At 70.1% G+C, this 26,860-nt stretch carries 21 protein-coding genes and 4 pseudogenes; 10 read left to right on the forward strand and 15 right to left on the reverse strand.

The annotated features are described in order from the left end of the window. A partial coding sequence (locus ACF1GV_RS37855; RefSeq protein WP_391690618.1) for an Ig-like domain repeat protein occupies positions 1–514 on the forward strand: 514 nt, incomplete at its 5' end. Positions 515–746: 232 nt separating this feature from the next. Here the strand turns inward: ACF1GV_RS37855 and ACF1GV_RS37860 are convergent. The 4 genes from ACF1GV_RS37860 to ACF1GV_RS37875 form a co-directional block, all read right to left on the reverse strand. Beyond that, entirely contained in the window at positions 747–896 is a 150-nt protein-coding gene (locus tag ACF1GV_RS37860; RefSeq protein ID WP_391690725.1) for a hypothetical protein, read from the reverse strand. A 166-nt stretch (positions 897–1,062) separates the two neighbouring features. Then, a complete protein-coding gene (locus ACF1GV_RS37865; protein ID WP_391690621.1) occupies positions 1,063–1,314 on the reverse strand; it encodes a hypothetical protein in 252 nt (83 codons plus the stop codon). Between the two features lie 357 nt (positions 1,315–1,671). Then, positions 1,672–1,785 (reverse strand): DUF6207 family protein, encoded by a 114-nt coding sequence (locus tag ACF1GV_RS37870; protein ID WP_391690624.1) that lies wholly within the window; start codon positions 1,783–1,785, stop codon positions 1,672–1,674. 319 nt (positions 1,786–2,104) lie between these two features. After that, a complete protein-coding gene (locus tag ACF1GV_RS37875; RefSeq protein ID WP_391690627.1) occupies positions 2,105–3,163 on the reverse strand; it encodes a PucR family transcriptional regulator in 1,059 nt (352 codons plus the stop codon). 259 nt (positions 3,164–3,422) lie between these two features. On the opposite strand from ACF1GV_RS37875, the gene ACF1GV_RS37880 reads away from it, so the two are divergent. The 5 genes and pseudogenes from ACF1GV_RS37880 (at position 3,423) to ACF1GV_RS37900 (ending at position 13,946) form a co-directional block, all read left to right on the forward strand. Further along, positions 3,423–5,456 (forward strand): SPFH domain-containing protein, encoded by a 2,034-nt coding sequence (locus ACF1GV_RS37880; RefSeq protein WP_391690629.1) that lies wholly within the window; start codon positions 3,423–3,425, stop codon positions 5,454–5,456. An 87-nt stretch (positions 5,457–5,543) separates the two neighbouring features. Next, a pseudogene (locus tag ACF1GV_RS37885) lies at positions 5,544–10,429 on the forward strand (DNA repair ATPase). A 312-nt stretch (positions 10,430–10,741) separates the two neighbouring features. Further along, a complete protein-coding gene (locus tag ACF1GV_RS37890; protein ID WP_391690632.1) occupies positions 10,742–11,206 on the forward strand; it encodes a CBS domain-containing protein in 465 nt (154 codons plus the stop codon). Between the two features lie 161 nt (positions 11,207–11,367). Next, the gene (locus tag ACF1GV_RS37895) at positions 11,368–12,627 is read left to right on the forward strand and encodes a cation:proton antiporter (RefSeq protein WP_391690634.1); all 1,260 of its coding nucleotides are present in this window, start codon (positions 11,368–11,370) and stop codon (positions 12,625–12,627) included. A 20-nt stretch (positions 12,628–12,647) separates the two neighbouring features. Beyond that, complete coding sequence (locus ACF1GV_RS37900) at positions 12,648–13,946, forward strand: SLC13 family permease (protein ID WP_391690637.1); 1,299 nt, start codon at positions 12,648–12,650, stop codon at positions 13,944–13,946. Between the two features lie 860 nt (positions 13,947–14,806). Here ACF1GV_RS37900 and ACF1GV_RS37905 read toward each other — a convergent pair. Genes ACF1GV_RS37905 through ACF1GV_RS37915 form a run of 3 tightly spaced genes read right to left on the reverse strand, consistent with a single transcriptional unit; the run spans position 14,807 to position 15,686 of the window. Continuing rightward, a complete protein-coding gene (locus tag ACF1GV_RS37905) occupies positions 14,807–14,965 on the reverse strand; it encodes a hypothetical protein (RefSeq protein WP_391690640.1) in 159 nt (52 codons plus the stop codon). Beyond that, positions 14,958–15,389, reverse strand: a complete 432-nt coding sequence (locus ACF1GV_RS37910) for a PhzF family phenazine biosynthesis protein (RefSeq protein WP_391690642.1) — start codon at positions 15,387–15,389, stop codon at positions 14,958–14,960. The genes ACF1GV_RS37905 and ACF1GV_RS37910 overlap by 8 nt, the downstream gene beginning before the upstream one ends. Positions 15,390–15,392: 3 nt before the next feature. After that, positions 15,393–15,686 carry a DUF1330 domain-containing protein gene (locus ACF1GV_RS37915; protein ID WP_391690645.1) on the reverse strand — a complete coding sequence of 98 codons (294 nt, stop codon included), beginning with the start codon at positions 15,684–15,686 and terminating at the stop codon, positions 15,393–15,395. Between the two features lie 330 nt (positions 15,687–16,016). On the opposite strand from ACF1GV_RS37915, the gene ACF1GV_RS37920 reads away from it, so the two are divergent. Then, the gene (locus ACF1GV_RS37920) at positions 16,017–16,313 is read left to right on the forward strand and encodes a helix-turn-helix domain-containing protein (protein WP_201878052.1); all 297 of its coding nucleotides are present in this window, start codon (positions 16,017–16,019) and stop codon (positions 16,311–16,313) included. Between the two features lie 201 nt (positions 16,314–16,514). Here ACF1GV_RS37920 and ACF1GV_RS37925 read toward each other — a convergent pair whose 3' ends face one another. Then, positions 16,515–16,760 (reverse strand): Tn3 family transposase, encoded by a 246-nt coding sequence (locus ACF1GV_RS37925; RefSeq protein ID WP_391690648.1) that lies wholly within the window; start codon positions 16,758–16,760, stop codon positions 16,515–16,517. A 520-nt stretch (positions 16,761–17,280) separates the two neighbouring features. Between ACF1GV_RS37925 and metF the strand changes: the two genes are divergently transcribed. Then, a complete protein-coding gene (metF, locus tag ACF1GV_RS37930) occupies positions 17,281–18,207 on the forward strand; it encodes a methylenetetrahydrofolate reductase [NAD(P)H] (protein ID WP_391690651.1) in 927 nt (308 codons plus the stop codon). Between the two features lie 210 nt (positions 18,208–18,417). On the opposite strand, the gene ACF1GV_RS37935 is transcribed toward metF, so the two are convergent. Next, positions 18,418–18,615, reverse strand: coding sequence for a hypothetical protein (locus ACF1GV_RS37935; protein WP_391690654.1), 198 nt, complete (start codon positions 18,613–18,615; stop codon positions 18,418–18,420). Between the two features lie 834 nt (positions 18,616–19,449). Between ACF1GV_RS37935 and ACF1GV_RS37940 the strand changes: the two genes are divergently transcribed. Both ACF1GV_RS37940 and ACF1GV_RS37945 read left to right on the forward strand, forming a co-directional pair. After that, complete coding sequence (locus tag ACF1GV_RS37940; RefSeq protein WP_391690657.1) at positions 19,450–20,076, forward strand: hypothetical protein; 627 nt, start codon at positions 19,450–19,452, stop codon at positions 20,074–20,076. A gap of 530 nt (positions 20,077–20,606) precedes the next feature. Next, positions 20,607–21,049 (forward strand): annotated as a pseudogene (locus ACF1GV_RS37945) (flavodoxin). A gap of 61 nt (positions 21,050–21,110) precedes the next feature. On the opposite strand, the gene ACF1GV_RS37950 reads toward ACF1GV_RS37945, so the two are convergent. The 6 genes and pseudogenes from ACF1GV_RS37950 to ACF1GV_RS37975 all read right to left on the reverse strand — a co-directional run. Then, a complete protein-coding gene (locus ACF1GV_RS37950; RefSeq protein ID WP_391690660.1) occupies positions 21,111–21,731 on the reverse strand; it encodes a CBS domain-containing protein in 621 nt (206 codons plus the stop codon). Then, positions 21,724–24,417, reverse strand: coding sequence for a bifunctional acetaldehyde-CoA/alcohol dehydrogenase (gene adhE / locus ACF1GV_RS37955; protein WP_391690663.1), 2,694 nt, complete (start codon positions 24,415–24,417; stop codon positions 21,724–21,726). The genes ACF1GV_RS37950 and adhE overlap by 8 nt, the downstream gene beginning before the upstream one ends. A gap of 199 nt (positions 24,418–24,616) precedes the next feature. After that, a complete protein-coding gene (locus tag ACF1GV_RS37960; RefSeq protein ID WP_391690666.1) occupies positions 24,617–25,279 on the reverse strand; it encodes a CBS domain-containing protein in 663 nt (220 codons plus the stop codon). Positions 25,280–25,347: 68 nt separating this feature from the next. Next, entirely contained in the window at positions 25,348–25,719 is a 372-nt protein-coding gene (locus tag ACF1GV_RS37965) for an HPF/RaiA family ribosome-associated protein (protein ID WP_391690728.1), read from the reverse strand. Between the two features lie 110 nt (positions 25,720–25,829). Continuing rightward, positions 25,830–26,070 (reverse strand): annotated as a pseudogene (locus ACF1GV_RS37970) (putative PEP-binding protein). An 88-nt stretch (positions 26,071–26,158) separates the two neighbouring features. After that, positions 26,159–26,683: pseudogene (locus tag ACF1GV_RS37975) on the reverse strand (putative PEP-binding protein); the annotation flags it as partial. Positions 26,684–26,860: the final 177 nt, after the last annotated feature.

A 26,860-nucleotide genomic window follows, 5' to 3' on the forward strand; every position in this document is an offset into this window, starting at 1 on the left:
CGTCGTGCCCGTCGCCCCGGGGGCGGGCACTCCCACCGGGACGATCACCTTTGATTTCGGGGATGGCACCACACCGGTCGCGGCCACCTTGACAGGCGGCGCCGCAACCGTCACCCGCCCTTACACCAGCAGGTCCAGCGGCCTCTTCACCGTCACTGCCACCTACACCGGCAGCAACAGCTTCGCCGGGTCCAGTGGAACCGACCCGCACACCGTGAACCGGGCACTGTCAGCCACCACGGTCGTTTCCTCCCCGGACCCGTCGCGTCCGGGACAGGAGGTAACCGTGACGGCGACCGTCACAGCCGTCCCACCGGGAGCGGGCACCCCCACCGGCTCCGTCACCTTCACCATCGGCAAACGCTCCCCCGTCACCCTCCCCCTCGTCAACGGGACCGCCAGCACAGCCATCAGCTCCTTGAACGTTGGCACCCAACCCATCACCGTCGCCTACACCGGCAGCGCGGACTTCGCCAATTCCAGCGGCACGGACACCCATACCGTCACGGCCTGACCTGGCACCAGTCACGAAAAGGCAACACTGGAGGTCTGCCAACGAATGGTGATCCAGGGTGGTTAGGCTACTCGCGGGCCGCCTTCCAGCCGCTTCCGCGATCTGGCGGACCTTCTACTCATCAGCCAGCGGGAGAATATCGATGGCCAGGTGACGGCCCCGGTCCTGGTTGACCGGCTGTGGGATGACCGTTTGTCGGCACCCAACGCCACCTACCGGTGCCGAGGCCGCGTTACCGCCGAACAGCAAGCGATGGAAGCCGGACCGGATCGGCTAGGTCGACGATGCGCTGGACCAGGTGAGGATGGGACCAGCCGGCGCCGGCCGCCGCGCGTGGCAGCAGGCTCGTCGCCGTCAGGCCTGGCAGGGCGTTGACCTCCAGGGCATCGCCTCGCCATGGCCGTCACAGCGGAAGTCAGCTTCCGCGCGCTGCGCGCTCACCCACGCGCCCAGGTCCTCGCCCTGCACAATCACCTCACCCGCCCGGGTCGGCAGTGCGCCCGGGCCTGCACGTGCGTGTGCGCAAGCCGGAAGCACCAGCACAATGCTCACGGCGTTGCTTTAAGCGCCGGCCTCGGGCCGCCGTTCTTCGAGCACACAAGGACCTCGAGCTTGTTGGCCGGGATGGTGTGAGCTGCGGGGATGTATTGGTTCGTCGTCCACCATGAGTCCGCATCGACCTCCTGGCCCGCCCGCCCCCACTTCACCATCTCCACTTCCTCTCCGGGCCGGAAAGTTCTCGGCTTCAGCTCCAGCGAGATGGAGTGGTGTTCTTTGCTGATGCGGACGCGGGCACGCACGAACCAGTCCTGCCTCGCGACGTCCCCACGTGACTGGCGATCTGTCATTCCAGGGTTTACCCGAGTTGGCCCACTTCGCGCAGTTCGCCACTTCCATCGGGGTTCCGCTCACAAACGGGGTGCAGTGCCTGTTCGGCCCGTAGTTCGCGGTCCTGGCTGATCTTCCGGGGCTTGGGGCAGGGCGGCGGTCATCCGCGCGGGCCTGGGTGGCGAAGGGGCTGTACCGGCCGTTGACGGGTGCCGGGTACGGTGTATCTCCGGGCGAGGAAACGAGGCCAGCTTCCGATTCGGATCGAACGACCGGCCGGTGCGGCCGCCGAAGGGTGCGGCCTCACTGAGGTCCCGCGTCTCGCAGGGCTACGAGGTCGGCTCGGGGTGGAGGTTCACGTAGCAGCGCAGCCGTACGCCTGGCTCGCCTGGTTCGCGGGTCGTACGGTCCGCCGGTGCGATGGCGCACCGTGCGGCGAGCAACGCCTGGATGCGAAGGCGGTTTCGTCATCGGTGGCCGCCACCTCCACTACCCCACCGACCGGCTGGACGCGGGGGAGAACTGGTCGTGGATGAGCGCGAGGCGCTCCTTGAGCGTGTGCGTGCGTAGGAGCGGACCGCGGCGGAGCAGGTGGAGAAGCTGCGCATCCAGCTCTCCCGTGCCGAGGATTTTGCTGCCACGCTGCGCGCGGCTGCCCGAGAGCGAGCCGGCTCGGCCCTGACGGCGCGGATGTCGCGTGGGTCGGCCGTTACGGGAGTCGTCGCGGCCCATGAGGCAGGGCTCAGACTCCGACGTGACTGGTCAAAGGTTTTTGGCCGGCCACTCGAGCAACCGGGCGCCGATCACCGCGGTCTGCAGCATGTAGCGGTGCGCCGGGTCGGCGGGGTTGGCGCCGGTGAGTTTGTGGATGCGTTCCAGGCGGTAGGTCATGGCCCGGACGCTGAGGGAGAGGCGGCGCGCTGCCTCGGCGGCGACGCAGCCGGAGTCGAAGTAGGCGGTGAGCGTGTCGAGGAGCGGCTCGGCGCCGCCGCGGGCTGTGGTGAGCGGGCCGAGGGTGCTGAGGACGAGGTCGGCCATGGCCTGCCGGTCGCGGGCCAGGACGGGGTAGACGAGCAGGTCGGCGGCGCGTAGTACCGGCTCGTCCAGGCCCAGCCGCTCGGCCAGTTCGAGGGTGTTCAGGGCTTCCTCGTAGGACTGGACGACCCCACCGGGGCCGGGCTGCGGGCGGCCGATGGCCACCGTGCCGCCGTCGGTGGCGGCGTGGGCCTGCTTGGCGAAGTAGGGGAGGACCTCGTCCTCGTGGCCGGGGGCTATACACAGCAGTCGGCCCTCCTTCGTGGTGAGCAGGACGTTGCGGTTGCCGAAGCGGGCCAGCAGCGCCTGCTCCACCTGCCGGGCGACCGTGGCCCCCTCGTCGTAGGCCACCGGGCCTTCCGCGACGGCGACGGCGTGGGCGTGCGAGAGACGCAGCCCGAAGCGTTCGGCGCGTTCGGCGAGGCGGCCGAGGTCGCTGCGGCCGTAGAGCAGGTCGTCGATGAACTCCCGGCGGGCGGCCTCCTCCTGACGCACGGCGAGGCGCTGGGCGCGTTCGTAGCCCTCGGCGAAAGCGTCTATCACCTGCTGCACGGCGGCCAGGGTGCTGTCGGCCGTGACGGGGCTGTGTGACCGGACGGCGCGTGCGGCGGTCAGGTGGGCGCTGACGAGGGCCCGCAGCCCGTAACCGGCTTCCGCTGCCTGCTCGCCCAGGGCCCGCCGGGACTCGATCTCTTCGCGGGTGAGGCGGCGGCCCGTTGCCGAGACCTCGGCCAGGATGCGGGCATAGCCGTCCAGATACTGCTCGGGAATGTCCCGCCCCGTCACGCCGCCCCCAGGATCTTGACGCGCCGATGACGTCTTCTTAGCGGGTCACCGGCATGCAGACCCTAGTGAACACTGCCGGACATCGGCAATGCGCGGACCTTCCCCCAGCGCTCATCATGACTCGCGGGGAGCACTGCGGAGGGTTTCGGTGCCGGACACCGGCAGGTGCCCCGGCACCGGAACCCGCACCGAAGCAGTGCACCGTTCACTAACGCGCGCCTGTCTCGTCGACCGCCGCCTCGCCTCAAGGACGTATGCCATGACTGTCATCGGCGTGCTCGCAGCCGCCTTCCTCCTCGTCGTCGCCGTCGTACTGCTGCTCGTTTCCCGGCTGTTCCGCAAGGTGGAGCAGGGCAAGGCGCTAATCGTCTCCAAGATGCGCAAGGTCGACGTGACCTTCACCGGGCAGGTCGTGCTGCCGGTGCTGCACAAGGCCGAGGTGATGGACATCTCGGTGAAGACGATCGAGATCACCCGGGCCGGCAAGGAAGGGCTGATCTGCCGGGACAACATCCGCGCCGACATCCGTATCTCGTTCTTCGTCAAGGTCAACAAGACCGTGGAGGACGTCATCAAGGTGGCCCAGGCCGTCGGCACCCAGCGGGCGAGCGACCAGCGGACCCTGCAGGAGCTGTTCCACGCGAAGTTCTCCGAGGCGCTGAAGACCGTCGGCAAACAGATGGACTTCACCGACCTCTACACCCAGCGCGAGGAACTCCGCTACAAGATCATCGAGTTGATCGGTGTCGACCTCAACGGCTACCACCTGGAGGACGCGGCGATCGACTACCTGGAGCAGACACCGCTCACCCAGCTCGACCCCGCCAACGTGCTCGACGCCCAGGGCATCCGGAAGATCACCGAGCTGACCACGATCGAGCATGTGCGCACCAACGAGTACCAGCGCACCGAGGAGAAGGAGATCACCCGGCAGAACGTCGACGCCCGCGAGGCCATCCTGGAGCTGGAGCGCCGTCAGGCGGACGCCGAGATCAAGCAGCGCCGGGAGATCGATACGTCCCGCGCCCGCGAGGAGGCCGAGACCGCGCGGGTGATGGAGGAGGAGCGGCTGCGTGCCCAGTCCGCGTTCCTGCGGACCGAGGAGCAGCTCGGCGTCCAGCGCGAGAACCAGACCCGCGAGGTCGCCGTCGCGCAGAAGAACCGCGAGCGGGTCATCGCCGTGGAGAACGAGCGCATCGAGAAGGACCGCCAGCTGGAGGTCATTGCACGCGAGCGGGAGACCCGGCTGACGCAGATCGCCGCGGAGAAGGAGGTCGAGGCGGAGAAGCGGGAGATCGCCGAGGTCATCCGCGAGCGGGTCGCCGTGGACCGCACGGTCGCCGAGCAGGAGGAGGCCATCAAGAGGCTCCGCGCGGTCGAGGAGGCCGAGCGGCAGCGCCAGGCCGTGGTCATCGCCGCCGAGGCGGAGGCACAGCAGAAGCTGGTCAAGGACATCAAGGCCGCGGAGGCCGCCGAGCAGGCCGCCACCCACCGCGCCGCAGAGGAAGTGACTCTGGCGGAGGCGCGGTTGAAGACGGCCGACCTCGACGCGCAGGCCAAGCTGAAGCTCGCCGAGGGCGTCCAGGCGGAGGCCGCCGCCGGGGGACTGGCCGCCGTCCAGGTCCGCGACAAGGAGGCCGAGGTCATCGAGAAGGCCGGCCGCGCCGAGGCGGAAGCGACCGAGGCACGGCTGCGGGCGGAAGCCGAGGGCGTGCGGGCCAAGGCCCTCGCCCAGGCCGAGGCGATCGGCGAGAGGCTCAAGGCGGAGGCCGCCGGTCTCACCGAGAAGGCCGCCGCCATGGCCGCCCTGGACGAAGCGTCCCGCGGCCACGAAGAGTACCGGCTGCGGCTGGAGGCGGAGAAGGACATCCGGCTGGCCGGACTGGACGTGCAGCGGCAGATCGCCGAGGCGCAGGCCACGGTTCTCGCCACCGGTCTGGAGAACGCCGACATCAACATCGTCGGCGGCGAATCGGTCTTCTTCGACAAGCTGGTCGGCTCGATCGCGCTCGGCAAGGGCGTCGACGCCTTCGTACAGCACTCCGAGACCGCGCAGACGCTGGCGAAGCCCTGGCTGGACGGCACCTCCAGCTTCACCGACGACCTCGCCCGCATCCTGGGCTCGGTCTCGACGGCCGACGTGCAGAACCTCACCGTCTCCGCCCTGCTGATGCGGCTGATGAAATCGGGCGGCACGAACGCCGGACACCTCCAGCAGCTCCTCGACAAGGCGGGCGAACTCGGCCTGGCCGACACCCCGCTCACCGCCCTCAACGGCGCGTCCAGGGTCTGACCAGGACCAGGTGGTGCCGGAGCTGCCGCACAGGGGACGGCAGCTCCGGCACCACGCACCACGCCCCGAGGGAAGGACGCACGATCCATGGCAACCGTCCTGGAGACGGGCTCGTACGACGCCGTCGACACCGGCACGTACGAGGTGCTGCGCGACCGGCTCACCGCACAGGCGGCCGAACTCGCCCGCCGCGCCGAAGCACTCAACGCCCGCCGCACCGAGGAGTTCGGCTCGGTCCGGCTGGAACTGATCGGCACCGAGCACCTGCGCGTAGAGCGTGCCGCCGTTCTCCGCGACCTGGTGTCCGTCGGCGACCGGCTGCTCTTTGGCGGCAGCGACGCCGCGGGACTGCGGACAGAGCCTGCCGTCGGCGACGTTCTCGCCCTCCGCGACCGCGACCTGAAGGCGCTGCCGGAGAGCACCGTGCCCGGCCTGCTCGACGACGCCGAGTTCGTGCGGGAGTTCACCGCGCTGCACCGCTACTACCGGCAGGGCCGCCTGCTCCGGCTCCGCCGTGTCGGTGACCGGCTGCTGGCCGTCTTCCAGACCGGCGAGAAGGCCGGCGACATCCGGGTCCTGCGCTGGGCGATCGGCGCCGACGGGCAGGTGGCGTTCCTCGACGCACGCGGCGAGCGCGACGACACGTTCCCGCCCTCACACGACTTCGACTGGACCGAGGCCACCCGTGAGGACCACGTCCTCGGCTCCCGCCCGTACGTGCGCGTCCAGGGCGAGGTCCTGGTGTCGACCGTCGGCGGCACGCTGACGGTGTGCACGAATGACGGCGACAAGCTGTACGACGAGCCCGTGAACGAGCCGCTCCAGTCCATCGCCGACGCCGAGGTCGCCCACGCGCGCGTGGGCGACCTGATCGTGCTGCGGATCCTGCCCTACAAGGAGGACACCGAGCGGTACCTGGTCTTCAACACCCTCACGCGGACGGTCGTCCGTCTCGACGGCATCGGGCAGGCGTGCCGCCGGCTGCCCGACGACCAGGGCATCGTCTTCCCCGGCGGCTACTGCCTCACCACGGGGACGCACAAGACCTTCGACCTCGACACGCGCGGGCTGGAGTTCGAGGCCGAGGTGCGCTCGCCGTACGGCGAGGACGTGCTGTATGCCTTCCGCTCCCGGACCGAGGCACGCTGCCTGCTGCTGTCGTACAACACGATCCGCGAGGAAGTCGCCACCCCGATGTCCTGTTCGGGCTGGGCGTGCTTCGACGACGGCACCCTGGTGGTGCTGCGGGCGGACGGCGGTGAGCCGGCACGTGTGCACCCGCTGCAGCTGTGGGCCTCCCCCTACGTCTCGGATACGTACGCGGCCGCCCTTCCCGCGGGCGAGGGCGCGCTGGCCCGCGTCGGCAACGCCGACCTCGTCCGTGGCATCGCAGACTGTCTGTCCCTGGCCCGCGCGGTTGTGGAAACGACCCCGACCGGTGAGGTGTACTCGGCTCTGGTCTCGGCCTGCGTTCGCGCCGCAGACACCCACCACTGGCTGGGCGCGACGGAACTCGGCGACCTGCACACCCCGCTGGAGGCGGTCCGGGAGACGGCCGGGCAGGTGCTGGCCGAGTTCGCGACCGTGCGGGCGCTGACACAGCAGGCGACCGACGCGGTCGACCGGACCGCCGAAGCACTGGCGGCGGTGGTACGGCGGCTGCGCGGCGAGGCCCCGCGTGACGCGTCAGCCTGGGTGAGCGGGCTGACCGAACTGCGGCGCGCCCAAGGCCATCTGCTGACCCTGAAGGACCTGCGGTACGCCGACACGATCCGGATCGATGAGCTCGCCGCCCAGGCGGACGCCGATCTCGCGGCCCTCGGACAGCGGGCCGTCGCGTTCCTGAGCCGCGAGGACGCCTTCGCCGAGCACCAGCAGGACCTTCAGCAGCTCGTCGCCGACGTCGAGGCGATCACCGCACTGGCCCAGGCCGCGCCCCTGGAGGCCCGGCTCGACGACCTCGCCGAGCAGCTGCGCACGGTCACCGAGGTCGTCTCCGGCCTCGACATCGCCGATGCCACCGTGCGCACATCGGTCCTCGTGCGCACCGCCGACGTGCTCGGCGGAGTCAACCGTGCCCGCGCTCTCCTCGGCGCCCGGCGCCGCACCCTGCGCGACCGCGAGGCACGCGCCGAGTTCGCCGCCGAGTTCGCCCTGCTCGGCCAGAACATCACCGGCGCGCTCGCGGCCGCGGGCACGCCCGGGGAGTGCGACGAACAACAGGCCTTCGTACTGGCGCGGCTGGAGGACCTGGAGTCCCGCTTCGCGGAGTTCGACGACTTCCTGGCCGAGCTCTCCGCCCGGCGCGCGAAGGTGTACGAGGCGTTCACCGGCCGCAAACAGAACCTCCTCGACACCCGGGCGCGTCGCGCCGAGCAGCTCTCGGACTCCGCCGGCCGCGTTCTGGCGACGATCGCCCGGCGTGCCGCCACGCTCGTGGATGACGACGCGGTCAGCACCTACTTCGCTTCCGATCCCATGGTCGCCAAGGTCCGCCGCATGGCCGACGAGCTGCGCGAACTCGGCGACAGCGTCAGGGCGGAGGAACTGGACGGCCGTCTGAAGTCGGCCCGCCAGGAGGCGGCCCGCGCGCTGCGCGACCGCAGTGACCTGTACGCCGACGGCGGCCGCACGATCCGCCTGGGCTCCCACCGGTTCGCCGTCACCACCCAGGCCCTCGATCTCACCCTCGTGCCGCACGGCGACGGCCTCGCCTTCGCCCTGACAGGCACCGACTACCGCTGCCCGGTCACCGACCCCGGCCTCGACGACGCCCGCGCTTACGGGAACCGGCACGTGCCGTCCGAGTCACCGCGGGTGTACCGCGCCGAACACCTCGCCGCCCGCCTGCTGCGCGAACACGGTGCGGCCGCCCTCGCGGACGCCGGCGACCTGCCCGCACTCGTCAGCGCGGCGGCGCAGGAGGCGTACGACGAGGGCTACGAGCGCGGAGTCCACGACCATGACGCGACGCTGATCCTCACCGCCCTGCTGCCCTGTACGGGAATGCCGGCCCACTGCGCCACGAACCCGCGGCGCGGGCCGCCGCTCAGCTGTTCTGGGCCCACGGCACCACCGCGGACCAGCGCGCCGGGTGGACCCGGCGCGCGGTGTCCCTGGCCCGTGCTCGGGAGACCTTCGGCCTCGCGCCCGCGATCGCCGACCTCCAGCGCGAGCTGGCGGATGCCGTCGGCGGCGAACACGACCACCCCGCCGCCGAGTACCTGTTCGAGGAACTCGCGACGGGACCGGAAGCCTTCGTCCTCGCCGCCGCCACCCGCACTCTGCTGGACGACTTCCGACGCACGGTCGACGGGTTGGCCTTCGACGAGGACCTGGCCGCCGTGGACGACCTCGCCGCGCGCCACCAGCTCGCCGAGGCCTGGTTGTCGGCGTTCGTCTCGGCCACCGGTCGGGACGTCACCCCCGGCGACCTGGCCGAGGCGGTGGCCGCCGAGCTCTGCCCCGGCCTGCCCCGCCGCCTGTCCGACGTCACACCCGCGACGGTCGTCGAGGGCCTGCTCGGCACGCATCCGCGCATCACCGACCGCCGACTGCACCTCCGCGTCGACGAGTTCCTCGCCCGCACCGGTCGCTTCGCCGAGGACGACGTCCCGGCCTTCCGCGCCCACCAGCGCCGCCGCACCGCGCTGGTGGCGGCCGAGCGCGCGCGGCTGCGGCTGGACGACCACCGCCCGCGCTCACTGGCGTCCTTCGTGCGGGGCCGCCTCATAGACGAGGTGTACCTGCCCCTGGTCGGCGACAGCCTCGCCAGGCAACTCGGCACCACCGGCGAGACCAAGCGCACCGACACCGGCGGACTGCTGCTGCTTGTCTCCCCGCCCGGCTACGGCAAGACGACACTGATCGAGTACGTCGCCGACCGGCTCGGGCTGATGCTGGTGAAGGTCAGCGGCCCGGCACTCGGCAACACCGTCACCTCGCTCGACCCGGTCGAGGCCCCGAACGCCACCGCCCGCCAGGAGATCGAAAAGATCAACTTCGCGCTCGCGGCCGGCACCAACACCCTCCTGTACCTGGACGACATCCAGCACACCTCCCCCGAACTGCTGCAGAAGTTCATCCCGCTGTGCGATGCCACCCGCCGTATCGACGGCGTGTGGGACGGCGAACCGCGCACCTACGACCTGCGCGGCAAACGCTTCGCCGTCTGCATGGCCGGCAACCCCTACACCGAGTCCGGGGCCCGCTTCCAGGTGCCCGACATGCTCGCCAACCGCGCCGACGTGTGGAACCTCGGCGATGTCCTCACCGGCAAGGAGGACGCCTTCGCGCACAGCTTCCTGGAGAACGCGCTCACCTCGAACCCGGTGCTCGCCCCGCTGGCCGGGCGCGACCGAGCCGACCTCGACCTGTTCGTCCGCCTCGCCGAGGGCGACCCCACGGCCCGCGAGGATCGGCTGACGCACCCCTACGGGGCTGCGGAGGCGGAGCAGATTGTGACGGTGATGCGGCATCTGCTGCGGATACGCGAGACGGTCCTCGCGGTGAACGCTGCCTACATCGCCTCCGCGGGGCAGTCCGCCGCCAGCCGCACCGAGCCGCCGTTCCGGCTCCAGGGCTCCTACCGCACCATGAACAAGATCGCCCAGCGCGTCCGGCCGGTCATGAACGATGCCGAGGTCGCCGCCGTCATCGACGACCACTTCACCGCCGAGGCCCAGACGCTGACCGCCGGCGCCGAGGCCAACCTGCTGAAACTCGCCGAACTGCGCGGCACCCTCGCCCCGGCCCAGGCAGAACGCTGGGCGGAAGTGAAGGCGGCGTACGTCCGCACGCAAACCCTCGGCGGCCCCGAGGAGGACCCGCTCGTCCGGGCGGTCAACGCCCTCGGTCTCCTCGCCGACCGCGTGGCCGCCGTCGAGGCCGCCATCGCCCGCGCCACCGACCCCCGCCCGGTGTTCACCCATCCGCGAGGACGGCACGCCGCTGACAACCCGGAGCAGCCATGATGCGTTCCTTGTCCCGCTGTGCGTCTGCATACTGATCGTGGCCGTCACCACCGTCGTGCTGGCACGTCGAGACCGGCGCATGGCGGCGAGCAGGGACAGCCTGCTGATCGACACGGCCGCCACGCGCGGTGTCCGTGAGGCAGCCCCGCAGGGCGCACGCGTACCACAACGCCTTCTGGCGCGAGTTGGAGGAGGACGAGTCCTCGGCGGGCGGCGCTCTGCGAGCGGGCCGGCGGTATCGTGCCCCGTACAGGCGGCCGGTCCGCGGGGACACCCGCCCGGGGACGGTATGACGGGGAACAGGAGCCGGTTGTGCGAGCGCGTGACTTGGCGGTGGAGTACGAGACGGTCGGCCTCGACAGCGATGCCCTCGACGCTGCGCGGTTGATGGTCGAGCACCGGTTGCCCGCGTTGCTGGTCGTGGATGCCAGCGGCGCGCCGAAGGCGATCCTGCCCGCCTCCCAGATGGTCAAGGTCCTGGTTCCGCAGTACGTCATCGACGACCCCACCCTCGCGGCGGTCGTCGACGAGCGCCACGCCGACCGGCTCTGCGAGGCACTGGCGGGCCGCAAGGTACGCGACTGCCTGTCCAAGACGACTCCAGCCCCGGTGGTCGCTGCGCCCGACGACACCGCGCTGGAGATCGCCGCGCAGATGGCACAACTTCGCAGCCCGCTGGTGGCCGTGGTGGATCAGGCAGCTGCCGGCACCCGTCTCCTCGGCGTGATCACCGCTTCCAATCTGCTGGAGCGCCTGCTCGCCGCGAGCGCCGGCTGAGCCGGAAGAGTCGTTGCCGGGCACCGGCAACGGGAGACGTTCCGGCGTGCCCGCAGGCAGCCTGTTGGAGACGCGTCAAGGACATGTAAAGTTTCCTGCGGTGTGCCGGGAAGCCTGGTCGGCGAAGTGAGGAGAACTCTCTTTCCGATCGGGGGCCCGTCATGGTGCTGGTAGTGGTGTTTGGCGTCGCGCTCCTGGCGGCGGTGCTGTTGTCGGGCCTGGCCGCCCGTACCGTGCTCTCCACTTCCTTTCTCTTCCTGGCCGGCGGAGCCCTGGTCAGCGACGGTTTCCTCGGGCTGATCCACATCACGCCGGACAGCGAGATCGTCTCCGTTACGGCCGACCTGGCCCTCTTCGCGGTGCTGTTCACCGACGGCATGCACGTCTCGTTCGGCAAACTGCGGGCGAACTGGCGAAACCCGGCACGGGCGCTGGGCCTCGGCATGCCGCTGGCGTTCGTGTTCATGGCGCTGCTCACCCACTTCCTGGTGGGCCTCGACTGGACGACGTCGTTCCTGGTCGGCGCGGTGCTGGCACCGACGGACCCGGTGTTCGCCTCGGCGATCGTGGGCCGCAAGGAGGTGCCGGCCAAGCTGCGTGAGCTGCTGAACGTGGAGAGCGGAGTCAACGACGGTCTCGCCCTGCCGGTGGTGCTGTTGCTGATCGCGGCGGCCGGGCCTGCCGCCGGCCACGGGGACGAGGCGTCGTTCGGGAAGATCGCCCTGGAGCTGCTGCTGGGCCTCGTGTTCGGTGTGGCGCTGCCGCTGCTCGTCAACGGGCTGGTCCGGTTCCGGCTGCTGGGCGCCGAGCCCAAGCTCCAGCCCCTGCTGCCGCTGGCCACCGGCATCATCCTGTACGCCACCTGCCACCTCACCCACGCCAACCCCTACCTTGCGGCGTTCTCGGCCGGAGCGCTGCTGGCCGCCGTCTCCCCGGAGGCGAAGAAGGCGTTCGGACCACTCGGCGAGGCGCTGGCGGAGCTGGCGAAGTTCACGGCGCTACTGGTGTTCGGCGCGCTGCTCACCCCTCACCTTTTCGGCGACCTTCCGTTCGGCGGGTACGTGGCGCTTGTGCTGGCCATCGCGCTGATCCGGCCGACGTCGCTGCTGATCTCCCTGGTCGGCACCCGCTTCACCCGGCGGGAGAAGCTCACCGCGGCGTGGTTCGGCCCGAAGGGCTTCGCGTCCGTGGTCTACGGTCTGCTGGTGCTCCAGTCCGGCATCCCGCAGGCCGAGGAGGCGTACACGCTGATCGCGGTGTGCATCGCGTTCTCGATCGTCGCCCACAGCTCCACCGACGTACCGATCGCCCGCATGTTCGACGTGGAGGACCTCGTCGGCCTCCCCGACGACGATACCCAGGACCACCCTCACACCGGTGACCGCGAAGGCACGGCGATGCCGACGGCTCGAGCCCACTAGGAACGACGTACTGGAGGACCGTGAACGACTGGCACAGCTGGGCGGCGATCGTCGTCTTCGTAGGGGCCTATGTCCTGATCATCAGCGAGAAGATCCACCGCGTCGCCGTCGCCCTCGGCGGCGCGGGCCTGATGCTGGCGATCGGCGCGACCGACGACGTCTCGGCTTTCTACTCCGAGGACTCCGGCATCGACTGGAACGTCATCTTCCTGCTCATGGGCATGATGATGATCGTCGGCGTGCTGAGAAAGACCGGCATGTTCGAGTACCTGGCCATCTGGGCGGTCAAGCGTGCCCGTGCGAAACCCTTCCGGGTGATGGGCATGCTGGTCGTCATCACCGCGCTCGCCTCGGCTCTGCTCGACAACGTGACGACGGTCCTGCTGATCGCCCCGGTGACCTTGCTGGTGTGCGAGCGCCTGGCCCTGCCGGCCGCCCCGTTCCTGATCGCCGAGGTGCTCGCGTCGAACATCGGCGGCACGGCGACGCTGGTCGGCGACCCGCCGAACATCATCATCGCCAGCCGGGCCGGCCTGACCTTCAACGACTTCCTCGTACACCTCGCCCCACTGGCCGCCGTTCTGGTCGCCGTCCTCCTGCTGTTGTGCCGGATCATGTTCCGCAAGTCGTTCGTCTACGACGAGGAACGCGCCGCCGACATCATGGCCCTGGAGGAGCGCGAGGCCATCAAGGACCCGCGGCTGCTGGTGCAGGGCCTGGTCGTCCTTGCCGTGGTGGTGGCCGGCTTCGTTCTGCATCCGGTACTGCACTACGAGCCCAGCATCGTCGCCCTCCTCGGCGCCGGGCTGCTCATCGCCGTCTCGACGGTCAAGACGCCTGAGGTGCTCGCCGAGGTGGAGTGGCCCACGCTGGCGTTCTTCGCCGGCCTCTTCGTGATGATCGGCGGTCTCATCGACACCGGGGTCGTCGGGGAGATCTCGAAGCAGCTCGCGAAGGCCATCGGGGGTAACGAACTGGGCGGCTCGATGACCCTGCTCGGCGGCTCCGCCGTGCTGTCCGGCATCGTCGACAACATCCCCTACGTCGCCACCATGGCACCCATCACCGGTGACCTGGTCCACGACATGGGCGGCTCGGGCCACCACGTCCTGTGGTGGGCGCTCGCCCTGGGCGCGGACCTCGGCGGCAACGCCACCGCCATCGGCGCCAGCGCCAACGTCGTCGTCCTCGGCATCGCCGAACGCAACCGGCAGCCCATCTCCTTCTGGCAGTTCACCAAATACGGCCTCGTCGTCACGATCGTGACGGTGTCCATCGCCCTCGCCTATGTGTGGCTGCGGTACTTCGCCCTGGCCTGAACGAGAAGGGGGACCGGCGCGTCCACTCCCCGTGGGGCTCGTCGCCACCGTGGCCGCCGTAAGGCCGGTCAAGGAGCCCAGGGTCCAACATCATGGCCACCCTGGGCACGCCCAATCTGCGAAGGTGATCCCGTAGCAGCCCAGCAGGCCTTCACCGCCGCACTCGCCACTGCCAGGTCTCGGCAACGGAGTCGGCAAGCTGCCAGGACGTTGCGGGGCGGTCGCCGAACCGCTTTCCTTGGAGAGACCCGGCGCGTCACGCTTCAGCCAGCCGCCGGAAGACCGAGGAGCTGAGTGTCGGTGGACGTCCAACATGTCGTGGGGATAATCGTCGCGGTCTGTCTGGTCGGATACCTCCTCTTGGCGGTCAAGTTCCCCGGGAGGTTCTGAGGCGACCCGGAGGATGGCGGGTTGGGACATGCGCCCGGGAAGCACGTCGGCCGGGTATGGGCGGACGGCTTCCCGCGCCTGAAGCGCAGTTGCGGAAGGGACCGCTTTTTCGTGTGTGCGGCCCGGGCATGGCCGCGGTGTGCGTGTCGCGTGCCGAGGCGGCCGCAGCAACGGCCAGGGCGCAGCCGCTTCCAGCTGCACGACGAGTGGATCGCCTTCCCCCGCCGCTACCTGCCCGAGGGCAGCATGGACCAGCTGTAGCTCTCTGTAAGCAGAATGACGCTCGGTCAGGAGAGCGAAGCGGGACCGGGGACTTCGCCAGCCTGGAGGTCGGCGAAGTCGGCGTGGGCCTGCTCGACGGTTTTGGGGTACGCCTCGCGCTTGGTGTGCTCGGCGAGCGCCCGGTAGATGCTGGCGACGGAGGGGTGTGACCCAGATACGGCCCAAACGGGCCATGGGATGATCTTGGTCTAGTAGGCCTCGGCGAGCGCGCGGTAGAGCGAGGCGACGGACGGGTTCCTGCCGGCGTTCTTGCCGGTCCTGATGGTGAGCTTCTTGGCGATCTTGGGGACCGGGGTGCCTTTGGCCTTGAGCGCGACGGCGAAGGTGAGCATGTCGTCGTCAATCACCTCCGGGCGGCCGCCGTGGTTGCCCTTGGCGGCGGCCTGCTCGCCTTCGAGGGTCTTCTTGCGGATGTAGTTGCGATCGATCTGCGCGGAGGCGGCCAGGACGGCGAAGAACATCGCGCCCATACCGTCGCAGATGCCGGTGAGCGAGCCGGTGAGGAGTTCGAGCTGGACGCCGGCGGCCTGCAGTTGCCTGGCCGCAGCCGGACAGTTCGGCGGTGGCGGTGAAGAACCGGACCGGCCGGCCACCGTCCGGCGTCCGCCCCGGGCCGAGGAACGCCGCGTGCGAGGTGCCGGCCGCAGCAGCGACCGCACGTCGGTCCGCGTCCGTCGCCGCCGGGTCGTCGTCGGTGACGGCCTTGGGGCTACCGCCCCGGCCATCGCGCCGCACGCACGCATCAACCACCGTGACATCCGGCCAGGACATCGGTCAGTCGATGCCTTCGACGATGCGGAAGTCGCGCTCGACGCCGTCGGAGAGGGCGACCAGCGCCTCCTGGTAGGCCGCACTCTCGCGCGCCGCGACGGCCTGCTCGAAGCTGTCGAACTCGACCAGGACGGTGCGCTCGGCGATTCCGGCGTCATGCGCCACGACCCGACCGCCACGGACGATGGTCCGGCCGCCCGCGGGCTCGACGGCCAGGCGGGCCAGCTTGTTGTAAGCAGCCAGCTTCTCAGGATCTGAAATGGTGCGGTAGACGCTGACCCAGTAGCCCTTGGGCATGGAACCTCCAGTGTTGGGATGAGTGCATCTGACTTACAGGTTGGTCTCGGACGAGCGTCGGCGGGCGAGAGCGAGGCTTGTCAGCGTCGTGATCATCGCGCCGATGCCGACCAGCGCCGCGGTGTCATGCACGCGAGCAGCGCGCCGGCCTGGCCGGTGCACGGCGGTTCCAGCAGGGCTGTCTGCGACATCGGCTCTCCCCTCGAGTTCGTTTCGAAATCAGAAACGCCGGTTGGATGCTAGTGTTTCGAATAACGAAACGCAAGGAGGGTCATGCCGACACCGCGCCCAGGAACACCGGTTCGTGGATCGACGACCGGCCGTCCCCTCATGGCCGCGATGGACCTGTTCGGCCGTCGGTGGGCGCTGCGAATTCTCTGGGAACTGCGTGCGGGTCCGCTCGGCGCCCGCGCGCTGCTGGCTCGGTGCGAAGGGCTGTCATCCAGCGTCCTCTACCAGCGGCTCCGCGAACTCGCATCGAGCGGGATCATCGCGCCCTCGGCCGATGGCTACGAGCTCACTCGGCTGGGGACAGCACTCCGTGATGCCCTTCGTCCGCTCGACGAATGGGCGATCGCCTGGGCGCAGGAGCAAGAACACAACGATCAGGAGCCCACAGAGACGTGAAGGTCACGCCCGACCAGGTGGAGCGGTGATGTGACGGCCGCCGACTCGGGACACGGGCTCACGCGGCCTCCGAGAGACCCTCGGCCGCTGGCTCGTCGCCGCGCAGAGGGGTGAAGTCGACGTCCAGGCGCGGGTCGTACGCGTCGGGCTCGTCGCCGAGCTCGTGGATGCAGTATTCGCCGAAGCGCCGGATGTGCTCGGTCAGGTACGGCGAGGCCTGTGCCAGGTCCTCGGGGCGATGTCCATCCCCTCGGCCTGCAGCTGGCGCACGATCTCGGCGATGTCGAGCGCGTTATGGAAGATCACCGCATTGGACAGCAGCGCGTTGAACTTCGCGGTCTTCTCCTGCTCGACGGGGTCATTGTCGGCGATCACGCCGCCCTTGCCGAAGCCGACACACTGGGAGAACCGGTTGAACGACTCGACCTTGTTGGTCGCGGCGGTCACCCGCCGGCGCAGCGGCGCGTCCGTCAGATTCCGCGTTCGAGGGCGGTGATGGTGGCCGGCCAGATGCCGAAGTGACGGGCGGCGGCGGTGAGGGTGATGTAGGGCGCCTGACCTCCACCCTCGTGATGAAGAACGTCATCGACGACCGCCCCCTGCCCGCACAGTCGGGGGACCCGCCCTGGGGCGCCCCACGCCCCCAACACCCCCAGCCCCCCGCCGGATAGCCACGGCAGCAACACCGACAGGGCCCCGCCGCACGGATGAGAAAAGACCCATGACGAGCCGAACGGACAGGAGGACACCAAAGGACCGTCGGCCTCGGACTACAGGGCCGGCACGAGCCCGCTGCTCGCCATCCACGACGGGCCGACCGCGTGATGGCGACACACTGCGCGCACGCATGTCCCAGCCACGCCCAGTACCCGGCGCCACGCGGGCGACGAACCGCACCGCCGATTCAGCGAATATCAGCACGTGGACACAAGATCAGGACACATCTGCCGTGCGTTAACCTGCTTCCATGGCTCTCGGTACGCCCACCACCCGTACGGACCGCGCGGCGTCCATCCGCGACCTCCTGGCCTCGGGAGCCCGCTCCTACTCCTTTGAGTTCATGCCCCCGCGCAGCGCCGACGCCGAGACACGCCTGTGGAAGGCAGTCCGAAAGCTGGAGGCCCTCTCACCGACCTTCGTCTCGGTGACCTACGGCGCCGGCGGCTCGACGCGCGGCCGCACCATCAACATCACCGGCCGTATCGCCCAGGAAACCACCCTCACACCCGTCGCTCACCTCACGGCTGTTGACCACAGCATCTCCGAGCTGCGCAACATCCTCGGCCACTACGCCGACCAGGGCGTCCGCAACATCCTGGCGCTGCGCGGTGACCCGCCCGGCGACCCGCTCGGTCCCTGGCCCCGGCACCCGGAAGGGGTCCAGTACGCGGCCGAACTGGTACAGCTGATCAAGGAGTCCGGCGACTTCTGCGTCGGGGTCGCAGCCTTCCCCGAGATGCACCCGCGCTCCTCCGACCGGGAAGACGACATCCGCAACTTCGTGGACAAGTGCCGGGCCGGAGCGGACTATGCGATCACCCAGATGTTCTTCGACGTCGACACCTACCTGCGCTTCCGCGACCGGGTGGCGCGCGCAGGATGCACGACGCCGATCATCCCGGAAATCATGCCGGTCACCTCGATCCGGTCCCTGCGCCGCATCCCCACCCTCAGCACCGCCGCGTTCCCACCGCATCTCGCCCAGCAGATGCTCGCCGTCGAGGATGACCCCAAGGCCGTCAGGGCGCTTGGCATCGCCCACGCCACAAAGATGTGCCAGCTTCTGATCGAGGAGGAAGCCCCCGGCCTCCACTTCATGACGATGAACTTCTCCCAGGTCACCTCGGAGATCTACGGCAACCTCGGCCTGCAGACCGGAAACAGCCCCTCCTGAGGCGCAAGGGTGCTGCACACCCCGTGGGCGGAAGCGGGGCGCCCTCGTCCGGCACACCGCAACCACCCTCGTGACGTTCACCGGCATTCTGCTGCTGTTGCCGTTTCTCCTCAATGACCGCCACCGCTGGTCGTCCGCCATCCTTCACGCGCTGCCCCGCAGTGCGTGGGAACGACTGGTGCAGATGGGCGACCCCTTCGCATCGGCCCCTTACCCGGCGACCATCAGCGGGTCGTGGATCGTGTACGCGGCTTGGCCCCTCGCCGCAGCAGTCGTCGCTGTGGTCGCCATCCGGTTGTTCATGTCGAGCTCGAAGCGGCCGTAGGGGTTCACGTGAGTCCAGAACAGCGGCGACAGGGCCCGCCGGTCGGCGTAGGTGAGGCGCCTCTGCCACTTCTCCTCGCTCACCTCCGCCACGGCGAGCGAAGTTCACGCCTTGGGGTGTAGATGAGTCAGGAGACATGCTCGGCCAGCTCGTGCCGGACGCCGAGCGTGGAAGGATACGGAACCAACGAAGCCCCCCGGCCGTCGGCGTGTTGAGTGAGATCACCACACCAACGACGAGGGACTTCGCCAACGCCACCCCACCTGACCAGCCTGTTTCACTCCTCAGACCCCAGGATGAAAGAGGTTCACCGGGCAGCTGCAACGCAGAGCCATGTGCCGTACGAGTTGCGCCTGGAGCTCACGCGTCTGCCGTCTGCCGACTTCGACGCCTCGGTACCCGGTCGACTGGAGCCCGCCTCGGTTCCGCCGCACGCAGCACATCGCCACCCGCGTCGGCCAATGGCGCATTGGTACGTTGCGGCCGTGTTGGCCGAAGCCGGCCGGCGAGCGCCGCGCGCCTGACGAGCCGGCCGCGCGGTGCGTCCGCCTGGCGACCTCGCACACTCACGCGAAGCGCACAAGTCATGGGCCTCGAAGGGGAAGTCGGGGCATACTGTCGTGATCTGGAGGGGGCTCATGGATCGCGACCAGGACACCTGCGGTGACGACGTGGACCTTCCTGCCGCAGGACGGCGCGAGGGGCCGGGCGTGTTGGGCGAGCCTGTCGTACCCGGGCCGGCCGGAGCCGCCGTCGACGCGGCCGACAAGGCGGCCGCGTGCTCAGCACTCAGCACTCAGCACTCAGCGTGCAGCAGGGACGTGAGGGCCCATACGCCGAGGCAGTGGCGACCGCGCGCTACGCGGTGGCTCTGTGGCGAAACGTGGTGGCGCCCCGCACCGGAACACGTCGTCGGCTTGGCCGAGGCACTCCACTTCCTCGGAGCCTGGCTCGCCGAAGCGGGACGGCTGGAGTCCGCGGCAGCCGCGGCACACGAGGCCGTGGCACTGCTGCGCGGCCGCGGGGCCAACCCGTCCCAGCGGGAGGACCGTACCCGTGCAATGGCCTTGACCGTCCTGGGCACCCACCTGATGAGACTCGGCCGGCGTGCCGAGGGCATAGCGGCGGCGCAGGAGGCGGCACACACCGCGCGGCTCCTGCTTCCCGCCGACCCCTCCCGCAAGGCCTCGGCCGACGACGCACAGACGTACGTCGTCGCCGCCACCGCCTTCGGCAATCTCGGACTGCACCTGCGCGGCGAAGGCCGTCATCATCAGGCCGTCGTCGTAACGGGAGCGAATGCGTACGAGAGCCGGCATGGTGCGGTCCACATCCGCCAGCACACGCAGATAAGTGTGAGCGTGTTCCTGGACGCCCTTCCAGGTGAGGTCCGGCAAGGGGAGGGACGTCACGCCCGTGGTGCGAGTGATCAAGGCATCACACCGGCGCTCGCTGACATTGACCGTCACGACGGGGCCGCCTGCCGCGGCCTGCAGGAGCGTGAGCAGCGGCGGCGGGCGCAGGAAAGCGCTGTGTCCCGCTGAACGAACCGCCTCCACCAGCATGTCCCACTGCCGGGCGAGAGCCATGCGCTCATCCGAGACCGACCTGGAATCGGGCATACGGCACGATCACCTTCCCACCCCGACATTGCGGCTGCCATGGTCGCCCGAAAACGGCGGCCGACGAAGTGATTTGACGCAATACGTGGACCGCCCCCTCGCCCGCTGCCGGAGACGCGCCCAGCTCAGACCTCCCTTTGCTCGGGCCGGACCGTGTGGGACGACAACGCGGCTGCGCGGTCCAGTGGCTGCCGCCAGCTGCTGTTTCGGTGCGCCTGTCCCTCGAATCAGGTGATGGAGCGCATGCGCTCTTCGCAGCACCGGACGATGCCGGAGGCTTGGGCGCTAACCGGTCGTTGGGACCGGTCACGCTTGAGGGAGTATGACCACGGCCTGCAAGCGCGGACAGTCGGGAGCCGGCTGTTCTCGGACGCAGGCTGGTCCAGGTCGGGCTGCGGCACCAGCTACCCCCGTCATTCGCGGTCTCCGCCTCTCCTTCTCCACTACCGAGTTTGACGTCACCCGAGGGGACTGCTGAGCCTGCCATGTACCGCTCAAAGGGCAGGGCCCCTGCAACGGCCACAGCGCGACTGAAACCGACGCCGTGGTCGGCGAAAGGTGCCGTGCACACGGGGCGCCGGCACAAGGACGCCCGCCGGTACGCGCGCAGGAACCGGCGCGCCGTGTCCGAACGCCCCGCGTGGCTGTCCAGCAGTGGCCCGCTGGACCCCTCCGCGTCCGAGCGGGACATCGTGCCCGGCGTCCGGCGGGGCATGGACCGGCTGGACGCCGGCGACCACGCCACCTTCGGCGGCTGCCTGGAGGAGGGTGCCAAGGGAGCGTAGCCGGAATGATCCTGCGCAACGGCAAGGGCGGGGACTTCCGGGACTTCACCCGCATCGAGGAGTGGGCGGCCCGTGTCGCCGAGGAGAGGGGAAGCGTCGGTACCGGCTGACCCCGCGCAGGCCGAGGGGCCCTGGCAGCGGTTCCGCCGCCGCCAGGGCCCCTTGTCGTGTTCACCGGTGGGTGAGCTCCGCACGGACGTCCACGACCCCCTCCACGGCACGCACGGCCCGCACGATCACGGGAACCAGCCCGCGCTCGGGGAGGGCACCCTCCAGGGTGACGATCCCGTCGGTGACCGACGGGATCAAGGTGTCACCGGCGGGGAGCAGGGCGAGGACGTCACGCCGGATCTCCTCGGCGATCTCCTCGTCGGAGCGCAGGAACACTTTCAACAGGTCACTGCGGCTGACCACGCCCTGGAGCAGGCCGACGCCGTCCACGACGGGCAGCCGCTTGACGTGCCGGCGGGCCATGATGCGGGCCGCCTCGGCGACGGTGGCGTCGGCGTGCACGGTCACGGCTGGGGCGTTCATCAGCTCGCCCGCAGTCAGGGCGCCAGCCTTGATCCGCTCGGCGAGATCACCGATGTCCGTGTCCCGGAACTCCTCCTTGGCCAGCAGGTCCGCCTCGGAGACCACGCCCACGACTCGGCCCTCGCCGGCCAGCACCGGCACGGCGCTGACCTTCCACTGCTCGAGCAGCTCCACGACGTCCTTGAAGGGCGCCTCGCTGCCGACCGCGACGACGGTGTGCGTCATCACGTCGCTCACGGTGTACGGGGATTCAGACATCGGTACCTCCAGGGGCCCGGACCGCCGCCGTGGCGGTCCCGTGGTAAGCGGTGAGCATGAGCTGCTGCATGTCGGCGAGCATCGGCATGCGCGGATTGGCCGGCGCGCACTGGTCCTCGAAGGCGTTGAGGGCCTGCTGGGGGAGCGCGTCGAGGAAGGCACGCTCGTCGATACCGAGAGCCTGGAACGACGGTTCGATGCCGACCGCGTCGCGCAGCTGCTCGATCGCACCGGCGAGGGACTCCACTCCCTCGGCCGGGGTGGACGCGGACAGCCGGAGGCAACGGGCGATGTCCTGGAAGCGTTCCGGGGCCTGGTAGTGCTCGTACTTGGGCCAGCCGGTGAGCTTGGCCGGAACGGTGCCGTTGTAACGGACGACGTGGGGGAGGAGCACGGCGTTCGTGCGGCCGTGGGCGATGTGGAACGTGGCGCCGAGGGTGTGTGACATGGCGTGCACCATGCCGAGGAAGGCGTTGCCGAACGCCATACCGGCGATGGTTCCGGCGTTGTGCATCCGCTCGCGGGCCTCCGCACTGCCGGCCCGGTCGTTCACCGCCGTTTCCAGGTGGTCGAACACCAGCCGTATGGCGTGCAGGGCCAGGCCGTCCGTGAAGTCGTTGGCGTATACCGACACATACGCCTCGATGGCGTGGGTGAGGGCGTCGAAGCCGCTGTCGGCCGCGAGCGCCGGGGGCAGCGCGGTGGTCAGCAGGGGGTCCACGATGGCCACGCTGGGCGTGAGCGCGTAGTCGGCCAGCGGGTACTTCTTACCGGTCGACGGGTCCGAGATCACCGCGAAGGGGGTGACCTCGGCGCCGGTCCCGGACGTGGTCGGGACGCACACCAGCCGGGCCAGCTTCCCGAGGGCCGGGAAGCGGAACGCGCGCTTGCGGATGTCGGAGAACTTCTGCCGCATGTCGGAGAAGTCGACGTCCCTCCCGGCGGCCTGCTGTTCGTACAGCAGCCACATCACCTTGGCGGCGTCCATGGGGGAGCCCCCGCCCAGTGCGATGATCACGTCCGGGCGGAAATCGGCCATGAGGCGGGCACCGTGGCGGACGGAGTCGATGCTCGGCTCGGGTTCGACGTTGTCGATGATCTGGAGAACGACGGGCTCGGCGCGGCGTTGCAGGACGCCGCTGACCCGGTCGACGAAGCCGAGGCGTGTCATCGTGGCGTCGGTGACGATGGTGACGCGGTGGACATCCGGCATCGACTGCAGGTAGCGGATGGCCTGCGGCTCGAAGTAGATCTTCGGGGGCACCTTGAACCATTGGAGGTTGTTGCGCCTGGTACTGACCCGCTTGACGTTCAGCAGCTGCGCGGCGGACACGTTGTTCGACACGGACGTGCTGCCCCACGATCCGCAGCCCAGCGTGAGCGAGGGCAGCAGGTTGTTGTAGATGCCGCCGATGGCACCCTGCGACGAAGGGGAGTTGACGATGACGCGCACGGTCTTCATGCGCCGGCCGTACGCCTCCGCCAGCTCACGGTCCGCGGTGTGGATGACGGCGCTGTGGCCCTGCCCGTGGAAGGCGACCATGTCCGCGGCGAGGTCGAACCCGTGCCGCTCGTCCCGGGCACGCAGCACGGCGAGCACCGGGCAGAGCTTCTCACGGGTCAGCGGCTCGTCCGCGCCGACATGGTCCGCTCGCACAAGGATCACGGAGGTGTCCGCGGGTACGCTGAAGCCCGCCTGGTCGGCGATCCACGCCGCACTCCGTCCGACCGCCCGGGAGTTGACCTTCGGCTCACAGCCCGTGCCCGCCGCACCGGCCGGGAAGAGGAACGCCTCCAGCTTCGCCTTCTCCTCGGCGGTGGCCAGGTGGGCGTGGAGGCTGCGGAACTCGGCGAGCAGCCTGTCGTGGATCTCGGCGTCGGCGATGACGGCCTGCTCCGAGGCGCAGATCATGCCGTTGTCGAAGGACTTGGAGAGCACCAGGTCATTGACGGCGCGGCGCAGGTCGGCGCTGCGGTGCACATACGCGGGCACGTTGCCGGCGCCCACGCCGAGGGCGGGCTTGCCCGCCGAGTACGCGGCCTTGACCATGGCGTTGCCGCCGGTGGCGAGGATGAGGGAGACGCCCGGGTGGTGCATGAGCGTCCGCGTGGCGTCGAGGGAAGGGGTCTCGATCCACTGCACGCAGTTCTCCGGAGCTCCGGCGGCCACGGCCGCGTCGCGCACGATGCGGGCGGCCTCGGCGCTGCACCGCTGGGCCGAGGGATGGAAGGCGAAGACGACCGGGTTGCGCGTCTTGAGGGCCATCAGCGCCTTGAAGACCGTGGTGGAGGTCGGGTTGGTGACTGGCGTGACGGCGCACACCACCCCCACGGGCTCGGCGATCTCGACGATGTCCTCGACGTCGTCGCGGGCGATCACACCGACCGTCCGCATCCGGCCCATGCTGTGCGTGACATGCTCGCAGGCGAACATGTTCTTGGCGGCTTTGTCCTCGAAGACTCCGCGCCCGGTCTCCTCCACCGCCAGCCGAGCCAGCACGGTGTGCTGGTCGAGCGCCGCCACGGAAGCCTTCCTCACCATGTGGTCGACCTGCTCCTGGGTGAGGGCCTCGTAGTCGGCCAGAGCCTTGAGTCCGGCCGTCACCAGGCGGTCCACGGCGATGTCGGTGTCCGACGGCGCCTCACTGAGCGGCGTGGCCGGGGTTCCGGCTTCCTGTCGGGTCATGGCAGTGCGCCTCCGGGTACGTCGGTGCCCGCCGGTCAGGTCCGGCGGTGCGCTGGTGAGCGGCACCGCGTGCGGTGCGTGTCGCCCTTCCTTCACTCTTCCGGGGAGCGAGGGCTCTGAGCAGGCGCTGATGGTCCCCTCCCGGGTCCGTCCGGCCCGCTCGGTGAGGGCCGGACGGCCCCGGTACCCGCGGAGGTGATCACGGCATCGCCCGGCCGCCCCGCTGTGTGCCCGCGCGGGCCGGTTCCGTCGCGCAGTCATCGACCCGGAACGACAGTTGACTGACCACACCGACGACGCCGTCCAGCCGCCAGGCCGCGTGCACCGCCGCCGGTACCTGACTGCGGCGCTCGACACCGCCGGTCAACGTGACGACCCCGTCGCGTACGTCCACGCGTACGGCACCCGGCGGCACATGGGGCACGCCGGCGACGACCGCCTGCGCCGCCTGAACACGGATCTCGTCGTCCGTACGCAGGAACACCCGCAGCAGGTCGCGGCGGGTGGCGATGCCGATGAGCCGGTCCTCCTCGTCCACCACCGGCAGCCGTTCGATGCCGTGGCGCTCCATCACGCGCGCCGCCTGCGGCACGGACTGCTCGGGATGCACCGTGATCGCCGGAGTGGACATCAGCGCCCCCGCCGTGACCTCCGTGGTACCGGCCCGCCCGCCCCGGCGGGCCTGCTGCCGGATCAGATCGGCCCCGGAGACCACGCCGACGACCTTGTCGTCGTGATCGACCACGGGCAACCCGCCGATGCGGTGGGCGTCCAGCAACCGCACCAGTTCCTTGAACGGCGTCGTCCGGCGGGCGTGTACGACGTCCTGGGTCATCACCTCGCCGACGGTTCGGTTCGTCATGGTTGTCCTCCTTCACCACGGCGGTGAGGAGGGACGGGTCCTCCCCACCTCGGGCGCCAGGCGAGCCGCTAGAACGCCGGGCCGCCGCGCCACGGCGGCGCGGCGGCCGACCTGCGGGCCGTGTCCCAGCGGTGGGTGGCACGCTCGAGCCGGCTGCGCAGCCGGTCCTGAAGCTGGTCGGTCACCTCGCGTGCGTCGGCTTCCTGGGCATGGGCTACCACCAGTTCGCCGCCCAGACGGATCTCGGCGGCGGCGAACCAGGGCCGGCGCACATGGTGTGCCGCGGATCGGTTCAGCCGCACCTGAGCGTGCGCGGGCGGCAGCCCGGGCCGCGCGAGGACTGCCTCGACCTTCTCGCGGACGTAGGCGAGCGCGTCGTCGTCCACTGCTCCCGCGCTCCTGATCAGCACCACGGGGGCACCGGTGTCGCTGGTCGTCATGTCCCACTCCTTGTTGACCGTCTGATCGCTTCTTCCGGCCTCCAGACTGCTACCGGGACCGGACCGGCCCCAGGGCCGCACGGCCCCGTGCGCGGGGCCGTGAGTCCCGCTCACCGGCTGTCGCTCGCGTCGGTGTCCTCCAGCGCAGCGCGGCCGGCCTCCAGACGGGCCACCGGGATGCGGAAAGGCGAGCAGGAGACGTAGTCCAGCCCGGCCGTGTGGAAGAAGTGGATGGACTCCGGGTCGCCGCCGTGTTCCCCGCACACACCGATCTTTGGTGCCGAAGGAGAAGAACTCCGACTGCTCGGCTATCCGGCCCGCCGTGAGCGCCGCACGGGGCAGCTCGATCATGGTGCCGCTGGCACCGCACAGGCTGGCCGGACTCTTCGGCGACCTGGGCGAGGACGGTTTCCACCTCCGCGCGCACCAGGCGCAGCTCCGCCACGTCGCCGACGAGCGGCACCATGATCTCGGCCCGCGGATCGCCGCCGGCGCGGATGCGGTGCGCCACCGCCTCGGCGACCGCTCGCACCTGCATCGGGAACAGGCCCGGCACCACCAGGCCGAGACGCACGCCGCGCAGCCCGAGCATCGGGTTTTCCTCGTGCATGCGGGTCACCGCGTCCAGGAGCTCCGCGTCGTGCGGGTCGGGCCGCTCGCCGCGGACCTCGGCCGCGGCCAGGCGGACGGAGAGTTCGGTGCGGTCGGGCAGGAACTCGTGCAGCGGCGGGTCCAGCAGTCGAATCGTGGCCGGCAGGCCGTCCATCGCTTCCAGAATTCCGGTGAAGTCCGCCCGCTGGAGCGGCAGGAGGGCATCCAGTGCCCGTCGGCGCTCGCTGTCGGTGCGGGCCAGGATCATGTCCTCCACCAGCTTGCGCCGGTCGTCCAGGAACATGTGCTCGGTGCGGCACAGCCCGATGCCCTGGGCCCCGAATCGGCGGGCTCGGGCGGCGTCCTCGGCCATGTCGGCGTTGGCGCGGACCTCCAGCCGCCGCACGGCGTCGGCGCGCCCCAGGGCCCGGCGACCGCTTCGACGACGCGGTCGTCCTCCTCCGCGGTCCGGCCGGTCCCCAGGTAGCGCAGCACCGCGGAGTCGGCCAGAGGAACCGGCCCGGCCTACACGGCGCCCGTGCTGCCGTCC

This window comes from Streptomyces sp. NPDC014006, assembly GCF_043088925.1.
In the GTDB taxonomy this organism is placed as follows: Bacteria; Actinomycetota; Actinomycetes; order Streptomycetales; family Streptomycetaceae; genus Streptomyces.